This is a genomic window from Leucobacter komagatae, from assembly GCF_006716085.1.
Taxonomy (GTDB): domain Bacteria; phylum Actinomycetota; class Actinomycetes; order Actinomycetales; family Microbacteriaceae; genus Leucobacter; species Leucobacter komagatae.
In genome coordinates, this window is the sequence record NZ_VFON01000001.1 from 2,301,215 (window position 1) to 2,320,835 (window position 19,621).

The window sequence follows — 19,621 nt, forward strand, 5'->3', positions numbered from 1 at the left end:
ACACTGTCGAAGGTGGCGAGCACAGCCATCATCGCCGGGGCGGCGCTTGTCGCCATACCGGCAGCCGCAGTAGCGGCTCCGGCGGCGAACAGCGCAGAATCGTGCATTCCAGAGGGCGGCGGCATCGGGAACGGAAACCCGAACGCGGTTGACGGCCAAGCCAACGTCTACGTCGGCGGCAACTTTACTCTCACTTCTGGAGCCGAGCTTGAGGGCCTGCTCGTCGTTGAGGGCAACGCAACCTTCGGAGGCGCAGGCCTCTACAACGCCGGCGTCGTCGGCGTCGGGTCGCTGCTCACTCCCCCGCCCATGAGTGACATGGTCCTCGTTGGTGGCGACATGGCGGTCACTCAGGGCCGGCAGCTCGATGTTGGCCACGCCATCGGCGGTGGCGTTCGTGTCGGCGGCAAACTGACCGCCGCCCCCAACGCGATCGAGACGAACGGTGCCGAGCTTGTATCGAACGTAGGCAAGGCCGCCGCGCTCGGCGACCGCACTGCGCTCGGCGGTGTCATCGCCCAGCAGTCGAAGGCGTACGCCGCAATGAAGACGACGGGCACCGCAACTGCCGAGTACGGAACACTCACGCTCAAGGGCGACGGCTCGAAGAACCGCCAGGTTTTCTCGCTCACCGCGACAGAGGTCGCCGCTGCAAGCTCGCTGAAGTACGAGAACATCAATCCAGAAGCGATTGTGGTCGTGAACGTGGTCGGTGACGTCGCAAAGTTCAACCTCACCGCCATGCTCAACGCGAAGGGCATGACCATGGATCCGATGAACCTCGACAAGAGCGCGTTTGGCGCGCTCACGCAGCGGCTGCTGTGGAACTTCCCCACGGCAAAGGACGTCGTGATCGGCGGCACCGCCCAGTTCCCCGGCTCGGTGCTCGTCGCGAACCCGGCGTCGACCACCGCCGTGAAGGTTCCCGGCACCAACGGGCGCATGTGGGTTGCTGGCAACCTGGTGCACGACCTCGGCACCGGCAGCGAGATCCACGCGTTCCCGTTCCTTGATGGTGACGTTTTCGGGTGCGATCCCACTCCTCCTCCCAGCGTTGAGCTCGCGCAGCCGAAGGTGACGCAGGCCGTCTGCCTTGCTGATGGCAAGGTCTCGGCGCCGAAGGTCGAGCTGCCCACCAGCAGCACGCTCAACTACGCTCTCAGCGGCAAGGTCGCTGCGGGTGAGACGGTCACTGTGACTGCGACTTCGCTCAACGGAAACAAGATTGCCGCCCTCGTTGGGTGGACTTTGGCTTCCGATGCCCTCTCGGCGACGATCAAAATCACCCTTGACGACGTCGCGTGCGACCGGCCCGTCGCTCCCGTCCCACCGACCGTCACTCAGGCAGTCTGCACCGAAGACGGATCAGCTACCGCGCCGAAGGTCACCGTCGCAGAAACTGCAGGTGTTACCTACTCGGTCGATGGCGATGTGAAGGCCGGCTCGACCGTCACCATCACCGCAACCGCCGATGAAGGCTCGTTCCTCACCGAGGCCGAGGGCTGGACCCTCGCCAAGGATAAGAAGACCGCAACCTTCACCGTCGAGCTCAAGGACGTCGCGTGCGACCAGCCCGTCGCTCCCGTCGCACCGACCGTTACCCAGGCAGTCTGCACCGAAGACGGATCAGCGACCGCGCCGAAGGTCACCGTCGCAGAAACCGCAGGTGTTACGTACGAAGTTGCTGGCGATGTGAAGGCCGGTTCGACCGTCACCATCACCGCAACCGCCGATGAAGGTTCGTTCCTCACCGAGGCCGAGGGCTGGACCCTCGCCAAGGATAAGAAGACCGCAACCTTCACCGTGGAGCTTGCTGACACGGCCTGCGACCAGCCCGTCGCTCCCGTCGCACCGACCGTCACCCAGGCAGTCTGCACCGAAGACGGATCAGCGACCGCGCCGAAGGTCACCGTCGCAGAAACCGCAGGGATTACCTACTCGCTGGCTGGCGACGTGAAGGCCGGTTCGACCGTCACCATCACCGCAACCGCCGACAAGGGCTCGTTCCTGAAGCCGGCAAAGGGCTGGACCGTCGCCGACGACAAGATGACCGCTACCTTCACCGTGGAGCTTGCTGACACGGCCTGCGACCAGCCCGGCACCCCGGTTATGCCCCGCATCTCCGAAGCTGAGTGCACGGTCTCCGGTGCGCCGACGCTGCCCGCGGTGACACCTGTTGTGAGCGCTGGGATCTCCTATACGATCGAAGGCGAGCCCGTTGCCGGTGGAACCGTCACCGTGACCGCGACGGCAGTCGAGGGCTTCTTCCTGAAGGTCGTGGAAGGCTGGAAGTACGCGGCTGACAACCGTTCAGCAACTCTGACGGTCTCCTTCGCCGACCTCGCCTGCGACCAGCCCGTCGCTCCGGTCGCACCGATCGTAGACCAGGCAGTCTGCACCGAAGAGGGCTCGGCAACCGCGCCGACCGTCACCGTCGCAGAGACCGTGGGCATCACCTACGAGGTTGCCGGTGAGGTGAAGGCCGGCTCGACCGTGACTGTCACCGCAACGGCCAATGCGGGCAACTTCCTCGAAGAGGTGGAGGGCTGGGTTCTGTCCGACGACAAGAAGAGCGCCACATTCACCGTCGATCTGGCGGACATCGCTTGCGATCAGCCGGTCGCACCGGTCGCACCGGTCGCACCGACCGTCACGCAGGCGGTCTGCACCGAGGATGGATCGGCGACTCTGCCGACCATCACCTTCGCTGAGACGGTAGGGGCCACCTACGAGGTCATCGGAGAGGTCCTGCCCGGCAAGTCCGTGAAGGTTGTCGCGAAGCCCACCGCTGGCTTCTTCTTCACCGCTGCCGATGGGTGGGTCGCGACCGATGCCGGTGCCGAGTTCACCGTGCAGCTCGACGAGGTCGACTGCATCACAATTCCCGTGAAGCCAGAGCCAGAGCCTACCCCGGTTCCGGAAGAAAAGTCTGTGCCCCCCACAGACCTGGCAGTCTCGGGAGCGGGTTCCCTGCCCGCAGTTGGGATCGGCGCAGCCGCGCTTCTGATCCTCGGCGTCTCCGCGCTTCTAGTGACGCGCGCCCGCCGGTCGAGGAGCATCGCTGAGTAAGCGAACTTTCCGATAACGCAGGCCGGTGTGCTGCTCTGAGTCCCCCTCAAGCAGCACACCGGCTCTTTATTTGATGCAGAAAGCGGGCTCGACCAGTCGAACTCTCACAGAGACCTCTCCTGAATCACCCACGCCGCGTGCAGCTTGCCGCTGTTAGCGTCGTAGTCACTTGAGATACGCAGCCACAGCCCACCGAACAGGAGGTACCCATGACAACGACACACGGCCGTCCCGAAGATCGTGCAACGGGTCCCACGGAGCACGTGGAGCTCGACGATCATGAGGGCGCAGACGCCTTTGAGACCGTCGAAAGCGCTCAGAGCGAGCCGCGCAAGGGTTCAGCCGAGCGCCAGGACGAAGAGATCATCACGCTCGATACGCCGGATTAGCACGCGACCGCCGCGCCAGAAGCTGCAGGAAGGAGTCACACATGCCTACGAAACAGACCTCGCAGATCAAGGATCCGGAGCTTTACGACCGTCTTCGCGAGGAGGGGAACTCAGAGGAGAAGGCGGCGCGAATCTCCAATGCCGCCGCACGGGACGGGAGAGAAGCCGTCGGACGTCGCGGTGGGGAGGCCACTCAATACGAGGATCGTTCGCTTCGCGAGTTACGCCAGCGGGCGAAGGATCTTGGTCTTTCCGGGTACTCACGTTTGCGAAAGGCCGAGCTCATCCGGCTCCTGCGTGAACACTAGGATGCCATCACCGCGCGCCACTTCTCGGCGAGCGTATCTACCGTTTCGTGGGCATTGAGCCCGCTCGGTTGCGGCACGACCCAAAGCCGCGTTTGATCTGGCCAGCTGTCGAGCGCGGAAGTGTCTTGCTCGCCAAGAACTGCCTTGGGCTGCGCAAAGGCAATTCGATAGGCGGTAATACCCGCGATCGCAACTCGCTCTGGCCGAAGTCTGAATACGAGCTCACGAAGCTTCTCCGCGCCGCCCACGAGCTCATCTCGGGCGAGCTCGTCTGCTCGGGCGGTCGCGCGCCCGACGAGGTTGGTGATGCCGATACCACCCGCGAGCAGGGCACGCTCATCAACCTCGCGCAGCCCACGCGACGCGTCCACCAGGGACTCGGTGAGCCCGGCGCGGTGGAGCGCCGGCCAAAACCTGTTGCTTGGACGTGCGAACGGAGCATTGACGGCGGCAGTCCAGAGGCCCGGGTTGACTCCCACGATGAGGAGTCGAAGTGGGGGAGATCCCGAACTCGGGAGAACGTCGTCAAGTGCGTTCGCCTGGAGCCCGGCAAACTGCGCAAGCTCGGAGGTCTTGGGTTTGCGCCCACCCATCGGAGATGGTCGCCGCGTCATTGGGGCAGCCCTCCGGCTGCCGCTGCGCTGAGTGCCTCAGCGCGAGTTTGCGAGTCGCTCAGCACCCGAAAGTGCCCGGGCGTCGCTACTTCAACGTTCTGAGCCCCCTCGAGCAGGCTGCCCTCCGGAATATGTGGATCGAATCGCGGGAAGATCGAAAGAATCCGGGCGTTCGCGTCGACGGACCGGGCGAGCAACACCATCGTCTCGTTTGCGGGAGCGAGCGAGCGCAGGGTCTTATTCAGCATGTACGTCGCGTAGCGTGAGCCCCCAAAAGGCGTGGAGATCGCGACAACGGAGCGCACTCGACGAGCGGACTCGCTGAAGACAAGCAGGTGCTTTGCAATGAGACCGCCCTTGCTGTGCGCCACAAAGACAACGTCCGAAAGGCCCTCACGCTCGAGGTAATCGCTCACAACGCTGGTGCCCTGCGGAACTGGCATGCGGTTCCGCCCCAGGGCCGGCACGACGTGCACCGGGTGCCCTTGCGCATGCACTTCCCTGACGAGCGGAAGCATGAACTTCCAAGTCTCATAGACCCCTGGGAGAACAACGACTGGCCTCCGGCTGCCTTCGAGGAAACGTGACGGACTCGGGCCGGGGAACACAGACCTCAGCTGCCATGTGCCAGCGTAGGCGTAATCCCGGGCCCACCACCACGCCTGCTTCAGCCGCTTCAACCTCATCCCCTAGCTCACGTTAGCCACCGCGGCGCGTTGCCGCACACGTGACATCGTATCGACCAGAGAGGTCCTCGACGAAAGAAACGCTCCTGAAATGACGAAAGCCCCGGAGCGCAATTGCTCCGGGGCTTTCCCAATAAATGTTCGGCGGTGTCCTACTCTCCCACGAGGTCCCCCTCGCAGTACCATCGGCGCTGTCAGCCTTAGCTTCCGGGTTCGGAATGTGACCGGGCGTTTCCCTGACGCTATAACCACCGAAACTCTATTGACATGAAACCCAACCCCTAACCAGGCACCACAACGGATGCGCGGGGTTGTGGCCGTACGTCAAGAACCACAAAGTAGACGCGAACATCGTTACAACAACATACTTACGCCCCACCACAACAGATGGGATGAAGTCAAGTCATCGGCTTATTAGTACCAGTCAGCTCCACACGTTACCGCGCTTCCACATCTGGCCTATCAACCCAGTCATCTACTGGGAGCCTCACAGGAGTAAACTCCTACGGAAATCTCATCTTGAGGCCGGCTTCCCGCTTAGATGCTTTCAGCGGTTATCCATCCCGAACGTAGCCAACCAGCCATGCCCTTGGCAGAACAACTGGCACACCAGAGGTTCGTCCAACCCGGTCCTCTCGTACTAGGGTCAGATCCTCTCAAATTTCCAACGCGCGCAGAGGATAGGGACCGAACTGTCTCACGACGTTCTAAACCCAGCTCGCGTACCGCTTTAATGGGCGAACAGCCCAACCCTTGGGACCGACTCCAGCCCCAGGATGCGACGAGCCGACATCGAGGTGCCAAACCATGCCGTCGATATGGACTCTTGGGCAAGATCAGCCTGTTATCCCCGAGGTACCTTTTATCCGTTGAGCGACAGCGCTTCCACAAGCCACTGCCGGATCACTAGTCCCGACTTTCGTCCCTGCTCGACCTGTCAGTCTCACAGTCAAGCTCCCTTGTGCACTTACACTCGCCACCTGATTGCCAACCAGGTTGAGGGAACCTTTGGGCGCCTCCGTTACTTTTTGGGAGGCAACCGCCCCAGTTAAACTACCCACCAGGCACTGTCCGAAAACCCGATCAGGGTTCGTCGTTAGATATCCAATATGACCAGAGTGGTATTTCAACAATGACTCCACGAACACTAGCGTGCCCGCTTCACAGTCTCCCACCTATCCTACACAAGCCACACCGAACACCAATACCAAGCTGTAGTAAAGGTCACGGGGTCTTTCCGTCCTTCTGCGCGTAACGAGCATCTTTACTCGTACTGCAATTTCGCCGAGTTTACGGTGGAGACAGCTGGGGAATCGTTACGCCATTCGTGCAGGTCGGAACTTACCCGACAAGGAATTTCGCTACCTTAGGATGGTTATAGTTACCACCGCCGTTTACTGGGGCTTAAATTCACAGCTTCGCAGTCCGAAAACCGCTAACCGCTCCTCTTAACCTTCCAGCACCGGGCAGGCGTCAGTCCGTATACGTCCACTTGCGTGTTAGCACGGACCTGTGTTTTTAGTAAACAGTCGTTCCCCACTGGTCTCTGCGGCCACCACACCCTTTCGGCGTAAAGCCTAATAAGTGGATGGCCCCCCTTCTCCCGAAGTTACGGGGGCATTTTGCCGAGTTCCTTCACCATAATTATCTCGAGCTCCTTAGTATTCTCTACCTGACCACCTGTGTCGGTTTGGGGTACGGGCAACTAGCAACCTCACGTCGATGCTTTTCTCGGCAGCATAGGATCAATGACTTCCCCATACGGGTCCCCATCGCATCTCACCCTTCACGCGGGACGGATTTGCCTATCCCGCAGGCTACATGCTTAGCCCGGGACAACCATCGCCCGGGATCACCTACCTTCCTGCGTCACACCTCACGCTCACCACCCCAGTTCGGGTTCGCAGCCGCCACCCCACATCACCCGAAGGATCCATGAAGCTTTGGTTTGCTTAGCACTACTGGTTAGGTCTTGAACGGTTACCAGCCGGTACGGGAATATCAACCCGTTGTCCATCGACTACGCCTGTCGGCCTCGCCTTAGGTCCCGACTTACCCAGGGAAGATTAGCTTGACCCTGGAACCCTTGGTCTTCCGGAGGACGGGTTTCTCACCCGTCTTTCGCTACTCATGCCTGCATTCTCACTCGTGTGGCATCCACGGCTGGTTCACACCGCCGCTTCACTCGCCACACGACGCTCTCCTACCCATCCATACGGCTGGACCACGAAGGCCTACCTATCTATATGAATGCCACAACTTCGGTGGCGTGCTTGAGCCCCGTTACATTGTCGGCGCGGAATCACTTGACCAGTGAGCTATTACGCACTCTTTCAAGGGTGGCTGCTTCTAAGCCAACCTCCTGGTTGTCACAGCAACTCCACATCCTTTTCCACTTAGCACGCGCTTTGGGACCTTAGATGGTGATCTGGGTTGTTTCCCTCTCGACTATGAAGCTTATCCCCCACAGTCTCACTGCTGCGCTCTCACTTACCGGCATTCGGAGTTTAGCTGACGTCAGTAACCTTGTAGGGCCCATCGGCCATCCAGTAGCTCTACCTCCGGCAAGAAACACGCAACGCTGCACCTAAATGCATTTCGGAGAGAACCAGCTATCACGAAGTTTGATTGGCCTTTCACCCCTATCCACAGCTCATCCCCTCAGTTTTCAACCTAAGTGGGTTCGGCCCTCCACGCGCTCTTACACGCGCTTCAGCCTGGCCATGGATAGATCACTTCGCTTCGGGTCTAGGACATGCGACTGAACCGCCCTATTCAGACTCGCTTTCGCTACGGCTACCCCACACGGGTTAACCTCGCCACATATCGCTAACTCGCAGGCTCATTCTTCAAAAGGCACGCTGTCACAGCAACAAGGCTGCTCCAACGGATTGTAAGCAAACGGTTTCAGGTACTATTTCACTCCCCTCCCGGGGTACTTTTCACCTTTCCCTCACGGTACTAGTCCGCTATCGGTCATCTGGGAGTATTTAGGCTTATCAGGTGGTCCTGACAGATTCACACGGGATTTCTCGGGCCCCGTGCTACTTGGGATACGCCACACGCAGCCAGGTCATTTCGGGTACGGGACTCTCACCCACTCCGGTCCGCCGTTCCAAGCGGTTCCCCTATAACCTGAACATTCACGTCGAAGGCTCAGCAGCGCCTCCAGCAACGTCCCACAACCCCGATGATGCAACCCCTGCCAGGTATCACACACCACCGGTTTAGCCTCTTCCGGGTTCGCTCGCCACTACTACCGGAATCACATGTTGTTTTCTCTTCCTGTGGGTACTGAGATGTTTCACTTCCCCACGTTCCCTCTACCCGCCCTATATATTCAGGCGGGAGTCACCAGCTACGCACGCGCGCTGGCGGGGTTTCCCCATTCGGAAATCCTCGAATCACAGCCCGTTTATCGGCTCCCCGAGGCTTATCGCAGATTACTACGTCCTTCTTCGGCTCCAGATGCCAAGGCATCCACCGTTTGCTCTTCGAAACTTGAAATCACATAAGTAAATTATTTAGAAACACACACAAACCCGAAGGCTCATGCGTGACCAATGAGACACACACCACAATCCCGAAAGATCATCAGTGCGTGTATCGAAGATGCTCGCGTCCACTGTGTAGTTCTCAACGTACGGTCAATCCCTGGACAGCTAGACAACACGTTCTAGACACCAGGGCTGAAGAAACCAAGCACACAAGACAACGTCTTGCGGTCTGGGTCTCCAGGACCCAACAGTATGCACTCAAAGAAGCAGTCACTACCCCACCCAAACTTTCCTCTCACCCCCGCAGAAAACGGACATGATGTACTCACACAGGCGAGCTAATCACAGCTTACTTTGTCAAATGTTCCACCCATGAGCGGGTACGCATCACACGATCGGTGATGAACGCCCCAATTCTGCAACCACACAGTGGTTGAGTGCTCCTTAGAAAGGAGGTGATCCAGCCGCACCTTCCGGTACGGCTACCTTGTTACGACTTAGTCCTAATCACCAGTCCCACCTTCGACGGCTCCCTCCACAAGGGTTAGGCCACCGGCTTCGGGTGTTACCGACTTTCATGACTTGACGGGCGGTGTGTACAAGGCCCGGGAACGTATTCACCGCAGCGTTGCTGATCTGCGATTACTAGCGACTCCGACTTCATGGGGTCGAGTTGCAGACCCCAATCCGAACTGAGACCGACTTTTTGGGATTCGCTCCACCTCGCGGTATCGCAGCCCTTTGTATCGGCCATTGTAGCATGCGTGAAGCCCAAGACATAAGGGGCATGATGATTTGACGTCATCCCCACCTTCCTCCGTGTTGACCACGGCAGTATCCCATGAGTTCCCACCATAACGTGCTGGCAACATAGGACGAGGGTTGCGCTCGTTGCCGGACTTAACCGAACATCTCACGACACGAGCTGACGACAACCATGCACCACCTGTATACGAGTGTCCAAAGAGTTGACGATCTCTCGCCCGTTCTCGTATATGTCAAGCCTTGGTAAGGTTCTTCGCGTTGCATCGAATTAATCCGCATGCTCCGCCGCTTGTGCGGGCCCCCGTCAATTCCTTTGAGTTTTAGCCTTGCGGCCGTACTCCCCAGGCGGGGAACTTAATGCGTTAGCTACGACACAGAACCCGTGGAACAGGCCCTACATCTAGTTCCCAACGTTTACGGCATGGACTACCAGGGTATCTAATCCTGTTCGCTCCCCATGCTTTCGCTCCTCAGCGTCAGTAGCGGCCCAGAGATCTGCCTTCGCCATCGGTGTTCCTCCTGATATCTGCGCATTCCACCGCTACACCAGGAATTCCAATCTCCCCTACCGCACTCTAGCCTGCCCGTACCCACTGCAGGCCCGGGGTTGAGCCCCGGGTTTTCACAGCAGACGCGACAAGCCGCCTACGAGCTCTTTACGCCCAATAATTCCGGACAACGCTTGCACCCTACGTATTACCGCGGCTGCTGGCACGTAGTTAGCCGGTGCTTTTTCTGCAGGTACCGTCACTTTCGCTTCTTCCCTACTAAAAGAGGTTTACAACCCGAAGGCCGTCATCCCTCACGCGGCGTTGCTGCATCAGGCTTGCGCCCATTGTGCAATATTCCCCACTGCTGCCTCCCGTAGGAGTCTGGGCCGTGTCTCAGTCCCAGTGTGGCCGGTCACCCTCTCAGGCCGGCTACCCGTCGTCGCCATGGTGAGCCATTACCTCACCATCTAGCTGATAGGCCGCGAGTCCATCCAGAACCGATAAATCTTTCCACCCACACACCATGCGGTGATAGGTCGTATCCAGTATTAGACACCGTTTCCAGTGCTTATCCCAGAGTTCAGGGCAGGTTACTCACGTGTTACTCACCCGTTCGCCACTCTTCCACCCAGCAAGCTGGGCTTCATCGTTCGACTTGCATGTGTTAAGCACGCCGCCAGCGTTCGTCCTGAGCCAGGATCAAACTCTCCGTAAAAAACGAATAGCAGCCAGCCACCGGAATAAGGTAGACCAGACTGCGAGTTCAACCTGGACAGAAACCATCATCTGACGATTTCGTTATCCATAAAAAAGGAATCTCCAACACCAAACCAAAAGGCTCGATGCCGGGGATAATAAATTGGCATTTGACAATTTAAGTGCACACTATTGAGTTCTCAAGATCCAGACACCCACCGTACTCACCCTGAGGCTTTCCGAAGAGCAACTTTTCTATCTTAGACCACCACGACGCTTTCACGCAAGTCCAGGACCGGAAGCATTCCTGCCACCCACCCGAACCAGCCAGACACACCCTCTTGGAGCATGTCACCTCGCGGTGAAGATGAATCCCATTTTCCCTACCCGCTTTACAAACCAAACTGCGGTTCAAGTGGGGGTGTTGTGTGAGAGATTCTCGCGGCCTGCCCGTTTCCGTGCCGGCCAACAGATGAAAACATTACGCGGAAACACGGCACCACACAAATCGGCGCTCATTCAATTCCCGCGATCCCAATAAACGCAACGAATTATCTCGACAGCCGGGCGTGGCGGAGCGAGTGGAGGCTAGCGAGTAGCGGCTTTAGCGCGAGGCGCGACAGGCCTAGTCGTCCAGCGGACATAGACCATGCCAAGTCCGATGGCTCCGGCCAGCCCGGCGGCCCACCAGGGAAACCCCGGGAGGCCAGACGAGGTGCCGGCTGCCGAGATATCCCCGGCCGGTGTTGGAGTAACCCGTTCACCTGTCACGAGAATGCGGTGGCTGTTGACGCCGAGTGGCGTGCACGTAATGAGCGTGACAAGGTCACGGCCGGCTTCCTGATGAAGCGTCTCCGTCTCTTCGGGCTCCACGACGAGAATGTCAGTGACCCTGTATGTGAGCACCTCGCCGAAAGTCTCGAGGGTGAAGGTGTCGCCCTTCACGACGCGATCGAGGTCTGTGAACATCCGTGAGCTGGCGAGCCCCCGGTGGCCCGTAATGACTGAGCGCGTGCTCTGCCCGCCCACGGGAAGGGACGTCCCTTCAAGGTGCCCAAGGCTTCGAAGGAGAGTGTCTTCGTCGGTCCCGTGCGCAATGGGGAGATCCACGTTGATCGCCGGTATGCGCAATCGCGACATCACGCCACTCGGCGTGACAAGTTGCGCCCTGTAGTCCTGTGGGCCGCCGCTGAGCTCGCCGCTCCCCACCGCCACATTTGCCCCGGCGGCGAGGAGAGCCCCCGAGGAGAGAGCCTCGTTGTACGCGCGTGCCGCGGTGAGTTGTGTCGCGACATCCGGTTTAACGGCGCTCAACTCTTCGTCATAGAGGCCGACCAGAGAAGACTGATTCACCTGCGAAAACCACGCCGAAGTCGTTGGGTAAAGGAGCACGCTCACGCCGAGGAGCCAACACACCAGGGTGAGCCAAGTGCTCACTGTGACACGTCGTCGTGGCTGGCGGGAGCCGCGCGCTCGCTCTCGACGGGGCGCCGTCTCCACTCCATGAGGGGCTTCGAGAGAAGGCTCGATCGGCTGCGGCACGCTGTCTCCAAGTTCGAGAGTGTGTGAAAAGGAGGTATCGCCGGTTCGGTGCGAGGGGTGGGGGCACACCGAACCGGCGAGTCTAGGGGCGGGTGAGCGGCACGTGGCCGCCCACCCGGGGCTTACGCCTGGCTCTGCTGGCGGCGGCGTGCGACGAGCACGGATCCTGCCGCAACCGAGACGAGTGCGAGGCCGCCGATGACCATCAGGACCTGGCCTGCTCCACCGGTGAGGGGCAGCTCGGGAACTTCCTGCTGCTTGTTCGGAATCTCCTTCGAGGCCTGAGTGACCTCGCCGGCCTTGACGATAACCTCGGTCTTTGCGTCGTTACCGGTTGGGAGCACAAATCCGTTGGGGGCCTTCGTCTCGACGAGCACGTAGCAACGCTCCTGCAGACCGTTGGTCATCGTGCCACCGTTGAGCTCGTCATCACCAATCCAGAGGCCCGGGATCGCAATCTCACCGTTCGCGCCCGAGGTCGCGGTGTAGGGGCTACCGTCAGCATTCTTCACAGGCACAAGGTCGGTGTCGGCGAGGCAGTCAGCTGCCTTGTCGCTCATCAGCACGGTGAACTCAGCGCCCTGCAGGCCCTTGCCGCTCTTGTCTGCGTCAACCTTCTTGAGGAGCGCGCCGCCCCAGCGGGTCCACACCTCGTTGGTCGGGGTGCCCGGGTTTCCGTCGCCATCCACGTCGAGGTCGTTAACGTTAACGCCCGCCTGGTTGGCGATCTCGCCGTTTCCCAGTGACTCTACGGTTGCAACGAAGTCAACCTTGACGACTTCACCGGTCTTCAGCGTTGCCTTGGCGCCGGTGAGGGTCACGGTGAGCGTGTGCTGGACAGGAGTGCCACCGGTTGTCCAGGCTGCGGTGTAGTCAGTGCCTTCCGTAAGCGGGCGGCCATCGATCGAGACGACCGGCGCGACGCTGCCCGAGAGTCGGGGGTCGAGCGTATCCGTGATTACGAACTTCGTGTAAACGTCACCTTCGACGGCGGGAGCCTTCTGCGAGATCGAGTAGTTCACGTCGGCGCCCAGAACGAAGCCGTTGTTCGGCTGGTTCTGGATGGTCTTCGTCGGCAGGTCACCGACGTCGTTCTTCGGGTACAGGTTCACGTCGTACACCCAGGTGCCGTCGCCCTCGCCCTGGTTGATGCCCGGGGTCGGCAGGGTCACGATGAAGGGCTCAGAAAGCTTCGTGACGGTTGCGGGAGCAGACTTCTCGCGAACGAGGTATGCGCCGAGCGGCAGGTCGCCGCTCTTCGCGATGCCGCCGACCGTTGCTGGCAGCTCAGTGCAGCCGGTGAGCGAGAGCGAGCCGAGGGCAGCGCCGGATCGAGCCGCGACGAGGTCTGCGCTCGACACAGCCTTCAGCGTGTCCCAACCTGCGTTGGTGCCGTTGAGCAGGTCAACGCCGTTGATCGAGCAGTACTCGAACACGACGCCGTCGATCGGCTTCGACGTCGGGTTCGTTCCGGTACCGCCCGGGTTCTGGGCCCCGCCACCGGGGTTCTCGAACTTGTGGACAGTCAGCGACCCGAGGCGCTCGGTGTCGATGTTGTCCGCCTGAGCGGCGGAGCCACCGACGAGGATCCCGAGGACCCCGACGGCGAGTGCCGCTGAGGCCGCAATGCCGCGGCGCAGCGCGCGCGGGGCAGTGTTCTGAGACATGGGTATTCCTTTCTGAACTACCGTTGTTCGGCAGGTTGGTACTGGGGGCGGCGTTTCCGCCCCCAGAAGTGAGTTGGTTAGATAAGTCGACGTGCTCTGACCGAGCGCACTGCAAACACGCACATCAGTACGAGGAATGCTCCGCCGCCAAGCATGAAGAGGAACGACCCGATGCCGCCCGTGAGTGGGAGGGCCGGAACCTCGACCTGGCGGTTCACGATGCCCCCGAGCTCTACCTCCGTGTCCCCAGCGACGGTGACCTTGATCGGGGTGTCGAGTTTCACGAATCCCGCTGGGGCCTGTGTCTCGACGAGGTGGTAAGTCCCCGCCGGAACGTTGGTGAGCGTGAACTGGCCAGCGACAGGATCCCTATCATGGCCAGCGCACTCCGACGCCGAGTCAGCGACGCAATCGCTCAGCGAAATCACAGTCCCGCCGGGCACCGGTTGTCCCGCTGCGTCTACCGGAACCAGGTTCCAGCTCGAACCCGCGAGGAGTACCCCTTCTTTGTCGGTTTTCTTCCACGAAAGGTCCACACCTGGCTTGAAGTTAGCGATGGTGCCAATCTCGTATGTCCAGGTGGCGCGGTTGAGCTTGCCCTCGGAGATATTGACACGCACTGGTGCATCCAGCGCGACAAACCCAGCGGGTGCCTTGGTCTCGCGCAGCTCATACTCGCCCCAGGGAATCCCTGAGAGTGTGAACTTGCCCGAGGCACCGTCGGTGTCCCGGCCCGTGCAGGCGCCAGCGCTCTCGCAGTCAGCGATCGTGAGGGGCCACTCTCCCGGCGGCATTTCCTCGCCGTCGGCGACGACCGGCGTGAGCGTCCACTCTGAGCCAGCCAGCAGACGGTCCGTGTCGAGTCCGTCGACCTTCCGCCAACTCAGGTCTGGCGTGAGTTGGAGCCCGACCTTCGGTGCCTCGGTCGGGAGCACGGGTCGCCCGTCGGCCGCTCGTTTTGCTGCGAGGGCGACGTTGTTCCACGCGACCTTAGTAAGGTCTGCGCCGTCGCCGCCGCCCGCACGGGCGGGGAACGAGATCGTGTGGCTCTCGCCCGGCTGCCACACACGTGTGCCAAACGTCACCCGGAGGGCGGTCACGGTAGACCAGTCTGCGGGTTCTGCAGCAGTCCAGTCGTCTGAACAACCTGCCGGAGCGCTCGTGTGAGATCCGGTGCCGTCGCCCGCGAGCTCACCGCGGCACGGGTTCGCACTCTTCGAGTACTCAGCCTGTGCGCCGCTTGGCAGGCCCGTCACGGGCCCGGTCAGGAACACGTTGAACTCCGACCCGCGCTGGTCAGCACCCGGGCGAACCCCGGTGTCACCCACGCGCGGCAGCACGTCGTAGACAGCGACGTCACGCAACTCGACGTTGCCCGAGTTCTGCAGCGGGATCTGGTAGAGGGCATCACCCGTACTATCGGTCGAACCGATACCCGGCGATCCAACGAATGCTTCATCCCGCACGCCCTTGACCTGCTTGGCGGCTGAGAGCCCTGGGGCGAGCACAACCGTGTAGGGCTTGTTGGCCCGGCAGCCGCTGTCAGCTTCTGGGCCCTCGACGCCGTTCGTCTCGCGGTCAAGCGGAGCCCAGTTTGTCGTCGCGTCGGTGACCTTTGGGTCAACCATGACGCCCGGCGACTCGCACTTCAGGTACTCCGTCGCAGCCTCGGCGGCCTGCGTGAGCGTGTAGTTGCGGTACGTAGCTGGCGGCGTGGCCGCCTTGACCCGGACGTCGAACCCGACGTTCAAGATGTCGGCGATTCCCGAGAACTCGGGGTCGGAGATCAGCAATCCGCCGCCCGTGGGCACGTTCGGGAAGTCCACCACGAGCTTCGTGCGGGTCTTCCCATCAATGACGACCTCAGAGACCGTGAGCCTGGGCTTGCCGAGCTTTGCCTCGACGGCGCTCGCGGGCCTGCTCCACTCTGAATACCCTGCCCAGGGGCTCTCGAGACTGTAGTACAGGGGGTTCTCGGAGTCAGCTGGGGCGAACTCGAGGTTCTCTGGCAAGATCTCAGTCAGGGTTGGCGTAAACCGCTTCGACTCAATCTGCTCGTCGGTCGCGCCATCCCACCTGCTGCGGGATGTCAGCATCTCGACGCGGAGCGCGTCGCCCGGTTGTGCGGAGGCCTGTCGGGTCTGCTCGTCAACGGTCGTCGAAAGGGCTGGGTTGTACACCCGCTTTTCGGTCGAGATATCAACAGGGTCGCGCGTCACTCGCACAAACCCGCAGCGACCTGGATGGTCAGGGTCAACGAGCGTATCGTTTTGACTCATCGAGCCGCCGCGCCACGTGACGGTGTTGTCTGCGGTACAGTTCTCGACGGTCAGCCAGAGCGGGTGCTGCGAGGCGGGCGTCACTCCCGTCCCCGGCAGTTGAGGGTTTTGGTTGTAGAAGTGCGGCTGGTACTCACCGTTAGCCACCGCTGCGCTGTTGTCGAGGGGCAAATCGCGGTTGACGGCACCGAATACGAGCAGCGAGCCGCTCGTGCCGATGTTCAACGGATTGTCCTTCAGCTCGAACTTCGTGATCCATTCGCCGGCAGCCATCGAGATTCCGGTCTCGGGCGCTACGCCCTCACAGAATCGTGTCGTCGTATCTGCTTCATCGTCGCTGCCCGGGATCGTGCAAACACCGGTGCGACCCTGATTGGTCGTCCAGTGGACCTTGAGCTCAGCGACGCTTCGCACCGCGCCGAACGAGATATCGGTAAACGCGGGCGAGTCACACCCAGTTGCGGTGGTGTCGGTAGGTGAAGTAAACCCACACGGCATCATGTCGACGAGGTTCCAGACACCAGCGGCAACCCGAGCCTCATCCTCCACAGAGAACGAATACAGGTAGCCCTTCGCGGCCGAAGAGTATGCGGCACGGCCGCCCCGATTAAACTCCGCTCCACGAACGTTAGAGGCCGAGTAAGTGTTCGCCTTCTGCACGGTGAACTTACCCTCGCCGCCAGCTTGCAGCGGGTGCTCCGCTGCAGCATCATCTGAAAGTACGTTGTCGCGTAGCCAGGGCTTGCCCGTCACCGTCGCCGTGTTGCGCACCTTCTGGTCAGTGTTCGCCACGTCTTCAAACACGGCGGTCGGGTACACAACCGTCACAAACACCGGGTCGGCGAAGTAGTAGTTGCAGGAGGGCGCGGCACCGTTTGCGCGCGGAAGGTGGGAGTCACCCAGCTGCCAGGTCACCGTGTGAGACTGCGGATCATAGGTGTGATCCCCCGTAGCCCGAACAAAGACCGCGCCCGCTGGAAGCTGATCGACGATCTGCATGTCGGTCATCGCCGCCATACCGGCCTGGTTCGCGCTGCAGAAGTTAATGAAGGCGCTCCGGCTCGTCGGCGAGGTCCACTGCTGCGGGTAGCCGGGCTCAAGCTTGTAGGTCACCTCACCGTCGAGGTAGGGGCGTTCCTCGGCCGGCTGGCTCTTTGTTTTCACGATGTGGACGCCGATGTCTGCCGTGATAGTTGCGGGAGCTGCTTCCTGTGTCGCCGATCCGAGACTCGAGGTGAAAGTAGCCTTGGGCGTAATCGTCGTCCCGTCAGGCGTGAGCCAGTTCTGGGTGTTGAGCGTGAATGTGACGCTCTCGTTTTTGCCGGGGGAGAAGCTGGCCGGGAAGTCCCAGACAATCTTCCGGTTTGCCCCGGTGCCTTCGACGCGCACGGGGTAGGAGACCCCGTTCACCGTGACTGCGGTGTAGCTGCCAATCTCAAGCAGGATCCCGTCGGGAGATGACGCAGGGATTTCAACCTCGAGCTTCGCATTGTCGCAACTCGAGGCGCCAACGCTGCCACACTGCCAGTTGACTGTGTAGGTGATGCTGTTGCCCGCAGGAACGGACTGGTCGACCGGCGAGATCGCCACGGACATATCGTTCCCGGCAGCGAGGGCCGGGGCCCCGATGCCGGTGATGAGCAGAAGCACGCTCATCACCATGCCGACGATGCCAGCGGTCCGCCTCGACCGTCGCATCTTGCGTTGTGCAGCAACCACTGCATCCCCCTAAGTTCTCCCAAATTGTTGCCAATTGTGGCCCCAACGTAATTAAAGAGCTCCTAGGGGAAAGAATGTGACGCAGTTTGTGAAAAGTTTTTGAAAAGTTTTTGGAGAGCTTTCCGCTTCCATATTTCCGATGGATTTGCTGCGGTGCCGCCAGCTACCTTCCCCGCGGTCTGGCGACCACCACAAGGCCGCCAGCAACGAGCAACAGTGCCCCGCCTCCAGCGATCAGCAGTTGACCGTTCTGACCTGTCCGAGCCAGCCAAGATGCGGGCTCTGCGGTGTTCGGTATGGCAATGGGCGCCACCGGCTCGGCCGTGTCCCAGCCACGAACGATGATCTCGCTGCGAGCCGCTTGCCCTTCTGGGAGCACATATCCGGTCGGGGCCGCAATTTCCTCAAGCACGTAGCAGCGAGCGGTCAGCCCGCTGGAGAACTTGCCGCCATCAACCTCATCGTCCCCGACCCACAGTGGCGGAATGTCGAGGGCACCGTTCACGCCGCTCTCAACAACAATCGCCTCACCGTCATCGTCCACAACCGGTGTCAGACTCTTCGAGATACGGCAGCCCTCGGTCTGCTCACTCGCCCACAGCAGAAACTTCGCCCCGGGCAGCCCGACCCCCTGATCCGTCGAGTCAACCTTTACCGCCGCCGCAGTTCCCCACTTCGTCCACACGGTGTTCGTGGGCGTGCCGGGCGCCCCGTCACCGTCAACGTCAAGGTCGTTCACGTTGACATGCGCCGTGTTTGGGATCTCGACGAACCCCGACGGAACAGCGTCAAAGTCGGCCCGAGCGCCCCCGCCCGGTGGCGAGGTCTCGCCACCGGAATCAGCGTCGCCACCGACTGCTCCGCCGCGACCACTGGTCGCGGTGCCACCGGGCCCGGCGGCAGCCGCGTCAGGCCGGCCTCCACCCGTGGAACCGGCAACGCCGCCGTCGAGGCCACCAGGGCCTTCGCCGGTCGGCCCCTGCAACGGCACTGTCGGCAGCTCAGGGGCGCTGGGCGTACCCTGCAGCGCCGGAATCGCGACACCGGCGGCCACGACCAGCACCCCAGCAGACGCAAAAGCGGCGGCTGCGGCGAGCGCCTTCCGCTTCCAGCCTCGCTCCATCGCGATCACCCCGGTGCTCACCATGCCGATCACGCTTGCCTGCTCGGCGAAGCGGCGCCACCTGGCTTTGCACTGCGGGCAGCCCTCAACGTGTGCCGAGGCGCGTGCGGCCTTGCGGCTCCCCTTGCGGCCCCAACGCATTTCGCTGAAGTCACTCACGCAGGCGGCGCAATCAGCCGCAAGCTCCCTCGGCGGGTGCATCTGCTTCAGCCAGGAGCGCTTGAGGCCTTCTCGTGCGCGTTTCAGCAACACCGAGGTCGAGTTCGGGGTCAGTTCAAGATCAACCGCGACCTCTTGGACGGGTTTACCCGCGACGTCGACGGCCAGAATCACATGCTTCCACCGCAGCGGTAGGTCTTCAAGCGCGGCGGCGGCGGCCTCCTGCTCCTCGATATCCGCAAGGTGGTCGTCGCTCGCCCCGCTCTCAAGAACCTCGGCGTCGAAATCATCGATTGAGAGTTCTCGACTGTCGGCTCGCCAGTGTTTGGAGAGCTGTGACGTGACCGTGCGAAACAGGTAGCTCGTGAACGACTCAGTGGGGCCGCCCCCGTCAAGCAGAGCGCGGTAGATCGAGTCAAACGCCTCGGAGACCGCGTCCTCGGCGTGCGCGGGATCTTTCCGTTTGGCCCACCCGAGCGCGACGGCGTGATACCGCTCCCAGAGCGTCGCGAGCGGCCATGCCTCACCACCACGGATCAGGTCGCACAGCTCGCTGTCCGTGATTGGCTCGGCCACGGTGGACTCTCGCTCGTCGATCACGGGGTCATGCTACCAAG

9 protein-coding genes and 3 rRNA genes are annotated in these 19,621 nt (G+C 61.3%); 3 read left to right on the forward strand and 9 right to left on the reverse strand.

Annotated features, from left to right (window positions below; genetic code table 11):
• Window positions 1-12 precede the first annotated feature (12 nt).
• The 3 genes from FB468_RS10530 (at window position 13) to FB468_RS10540 (ending at window position 3,766) form a co-directional block, all read left to right on the forward strand.
• Window positions 13-3,069 (forward strand): choice-of-anchor A family protein, encoded by a 3,057-nt coding sequence (locus FB468_RS10530; protein ID WP_170219703.1) that lies wholly within the window; start codon window positions 13-15, stop codon window positions 3,067-3,069.
• 209 nt (window positions 3,070-3,278) lie between these two features.
• Complete coding sequence (locus tag FB468_RS10535) at window positions 3,279-3,458, forward strand: hypothetical protein (protein ID WP_141887299.1); 180 nt, start codon at window positions 3,279-3,281, stop codon at window positions 3,456-3,458.
• 41 nt (window positions 3,459-3,499) lie between these two features.
• A complete protein-coding gene (locus FB468_RS10540) occupies window positions 3,500-3,766 on the forward strand; it encodes a DUF7218 family protein (protein WP_141887300.1) in 267 nt (88 codons plus the stop codon).
• On the opposite strand, the gene FB468_RS10545 is transcribed toward FB468_RS10540, so the two are convergent.
• From FB468_RS10545 to FB468_RS10585, 9 genes are all read right to left on the reverse strand, one after another.
• A complete protein-coding gene (locus FB468_RS10545; protein ID WP_246055850.1) occupies window positions 3,763-4,380 on the reverse strand; it encodes a mismatch-specific DNA-glycosylase in 618 nt (205 codons plus the stop codon). The genes FB468_RS10540 and FB468_RS10545 overlap by 4 nt on opposite strands.
• Window positions 4,377-4,823 (reverse strand): esterase/lipase family protein, encoded by a 447-nt coding sequence (locus tag FB468_RS17425; RefSeq protein WP_246055851.1) that lies wholly within the window; start codon window positions 4,821-4,823, stop codon window positions 4,377-4,379. The genes FB468_RS10545 and FB468_RS17425 overlap by 4 nt, the downstream gene beginning before the upstream one ends.
• 382 nt (window positions 4,824-5,205) lie before the next feature.
• Window positions 5,206-5,322, reverse strand: a 5S ribosomal RNA gene (gene rrf, locus FB468_RS10555).
• A 138-nt stretch (window positions 5,323-5,460) separates the two neighbouring features.
• Window positions 5,461-8,573 (reverse strand): 23S ribosomal RNA (locus FB468_RS10560).
• Window positions 8,574-9,011: 438 nt separating this feature from the next.
• Window positions 9,012-10,534 (reverse strand): 16S ribosomal RNA (locus FB468_RS10565).
• Together the 16S, 23S and 5S rRNA genes form the textbook arrangement of a ribosomal RNA operon.
• Window positions 10,535-11,103: 569 nt before the next feature.
• The gene (locus tag FB468_RS10570) at window positions 11,104-12,057 is read right to left on the reverse strand and encodes a class C sortase (RefSeq protein ID WP_425460811.1); all 954 of its coding nucleotides are present in this window, start codon (window positions 12,055-12,057) and stop codon (window positions 11,104-11,106) included.
• Window positions 12,058-12,179: 122 nt separating this feature from the next.
• On the reverse strand, window positions 12,180-13,724 hold the full coding sequence (locus tag FB468_RS10575; RefSeq protein WP_141887302.1) for a SpaH/EbpB family LPXTG-anchored major pilin: 1,545 nt from the start codon (window positions 13,722-13,724) through the stop codon (window positions 12,180-12,182).
• 77 nt (window positions 13,725-13,801) lie between these two features.
• Window positions 13,802-17,722, reverse strand: a complete 3,921-nt coding sequence (locus FB468_RS10580) for an MSCRAMM family protein (protein WP_141887303.1) — start codon at window positions 17,720-17,722, stop codon at window positions 13,802-13,804.
• Between the two features lie 163 nt (window positions 17,723-17,885).
• Complete coding sequence (locus FB468_RS10585) at window positions 17,886-19,604, reverse strand: sigma-70 family RNA polymerase sigma factor (RefSeq protein WP_141887304.1); 1,719 nt, start codon at window positions 19,602-19,604, stop codon at window positions 17,886-17,888.
• Window positions 19,605-19,621 lie beyond the last annotated feature (17 nt).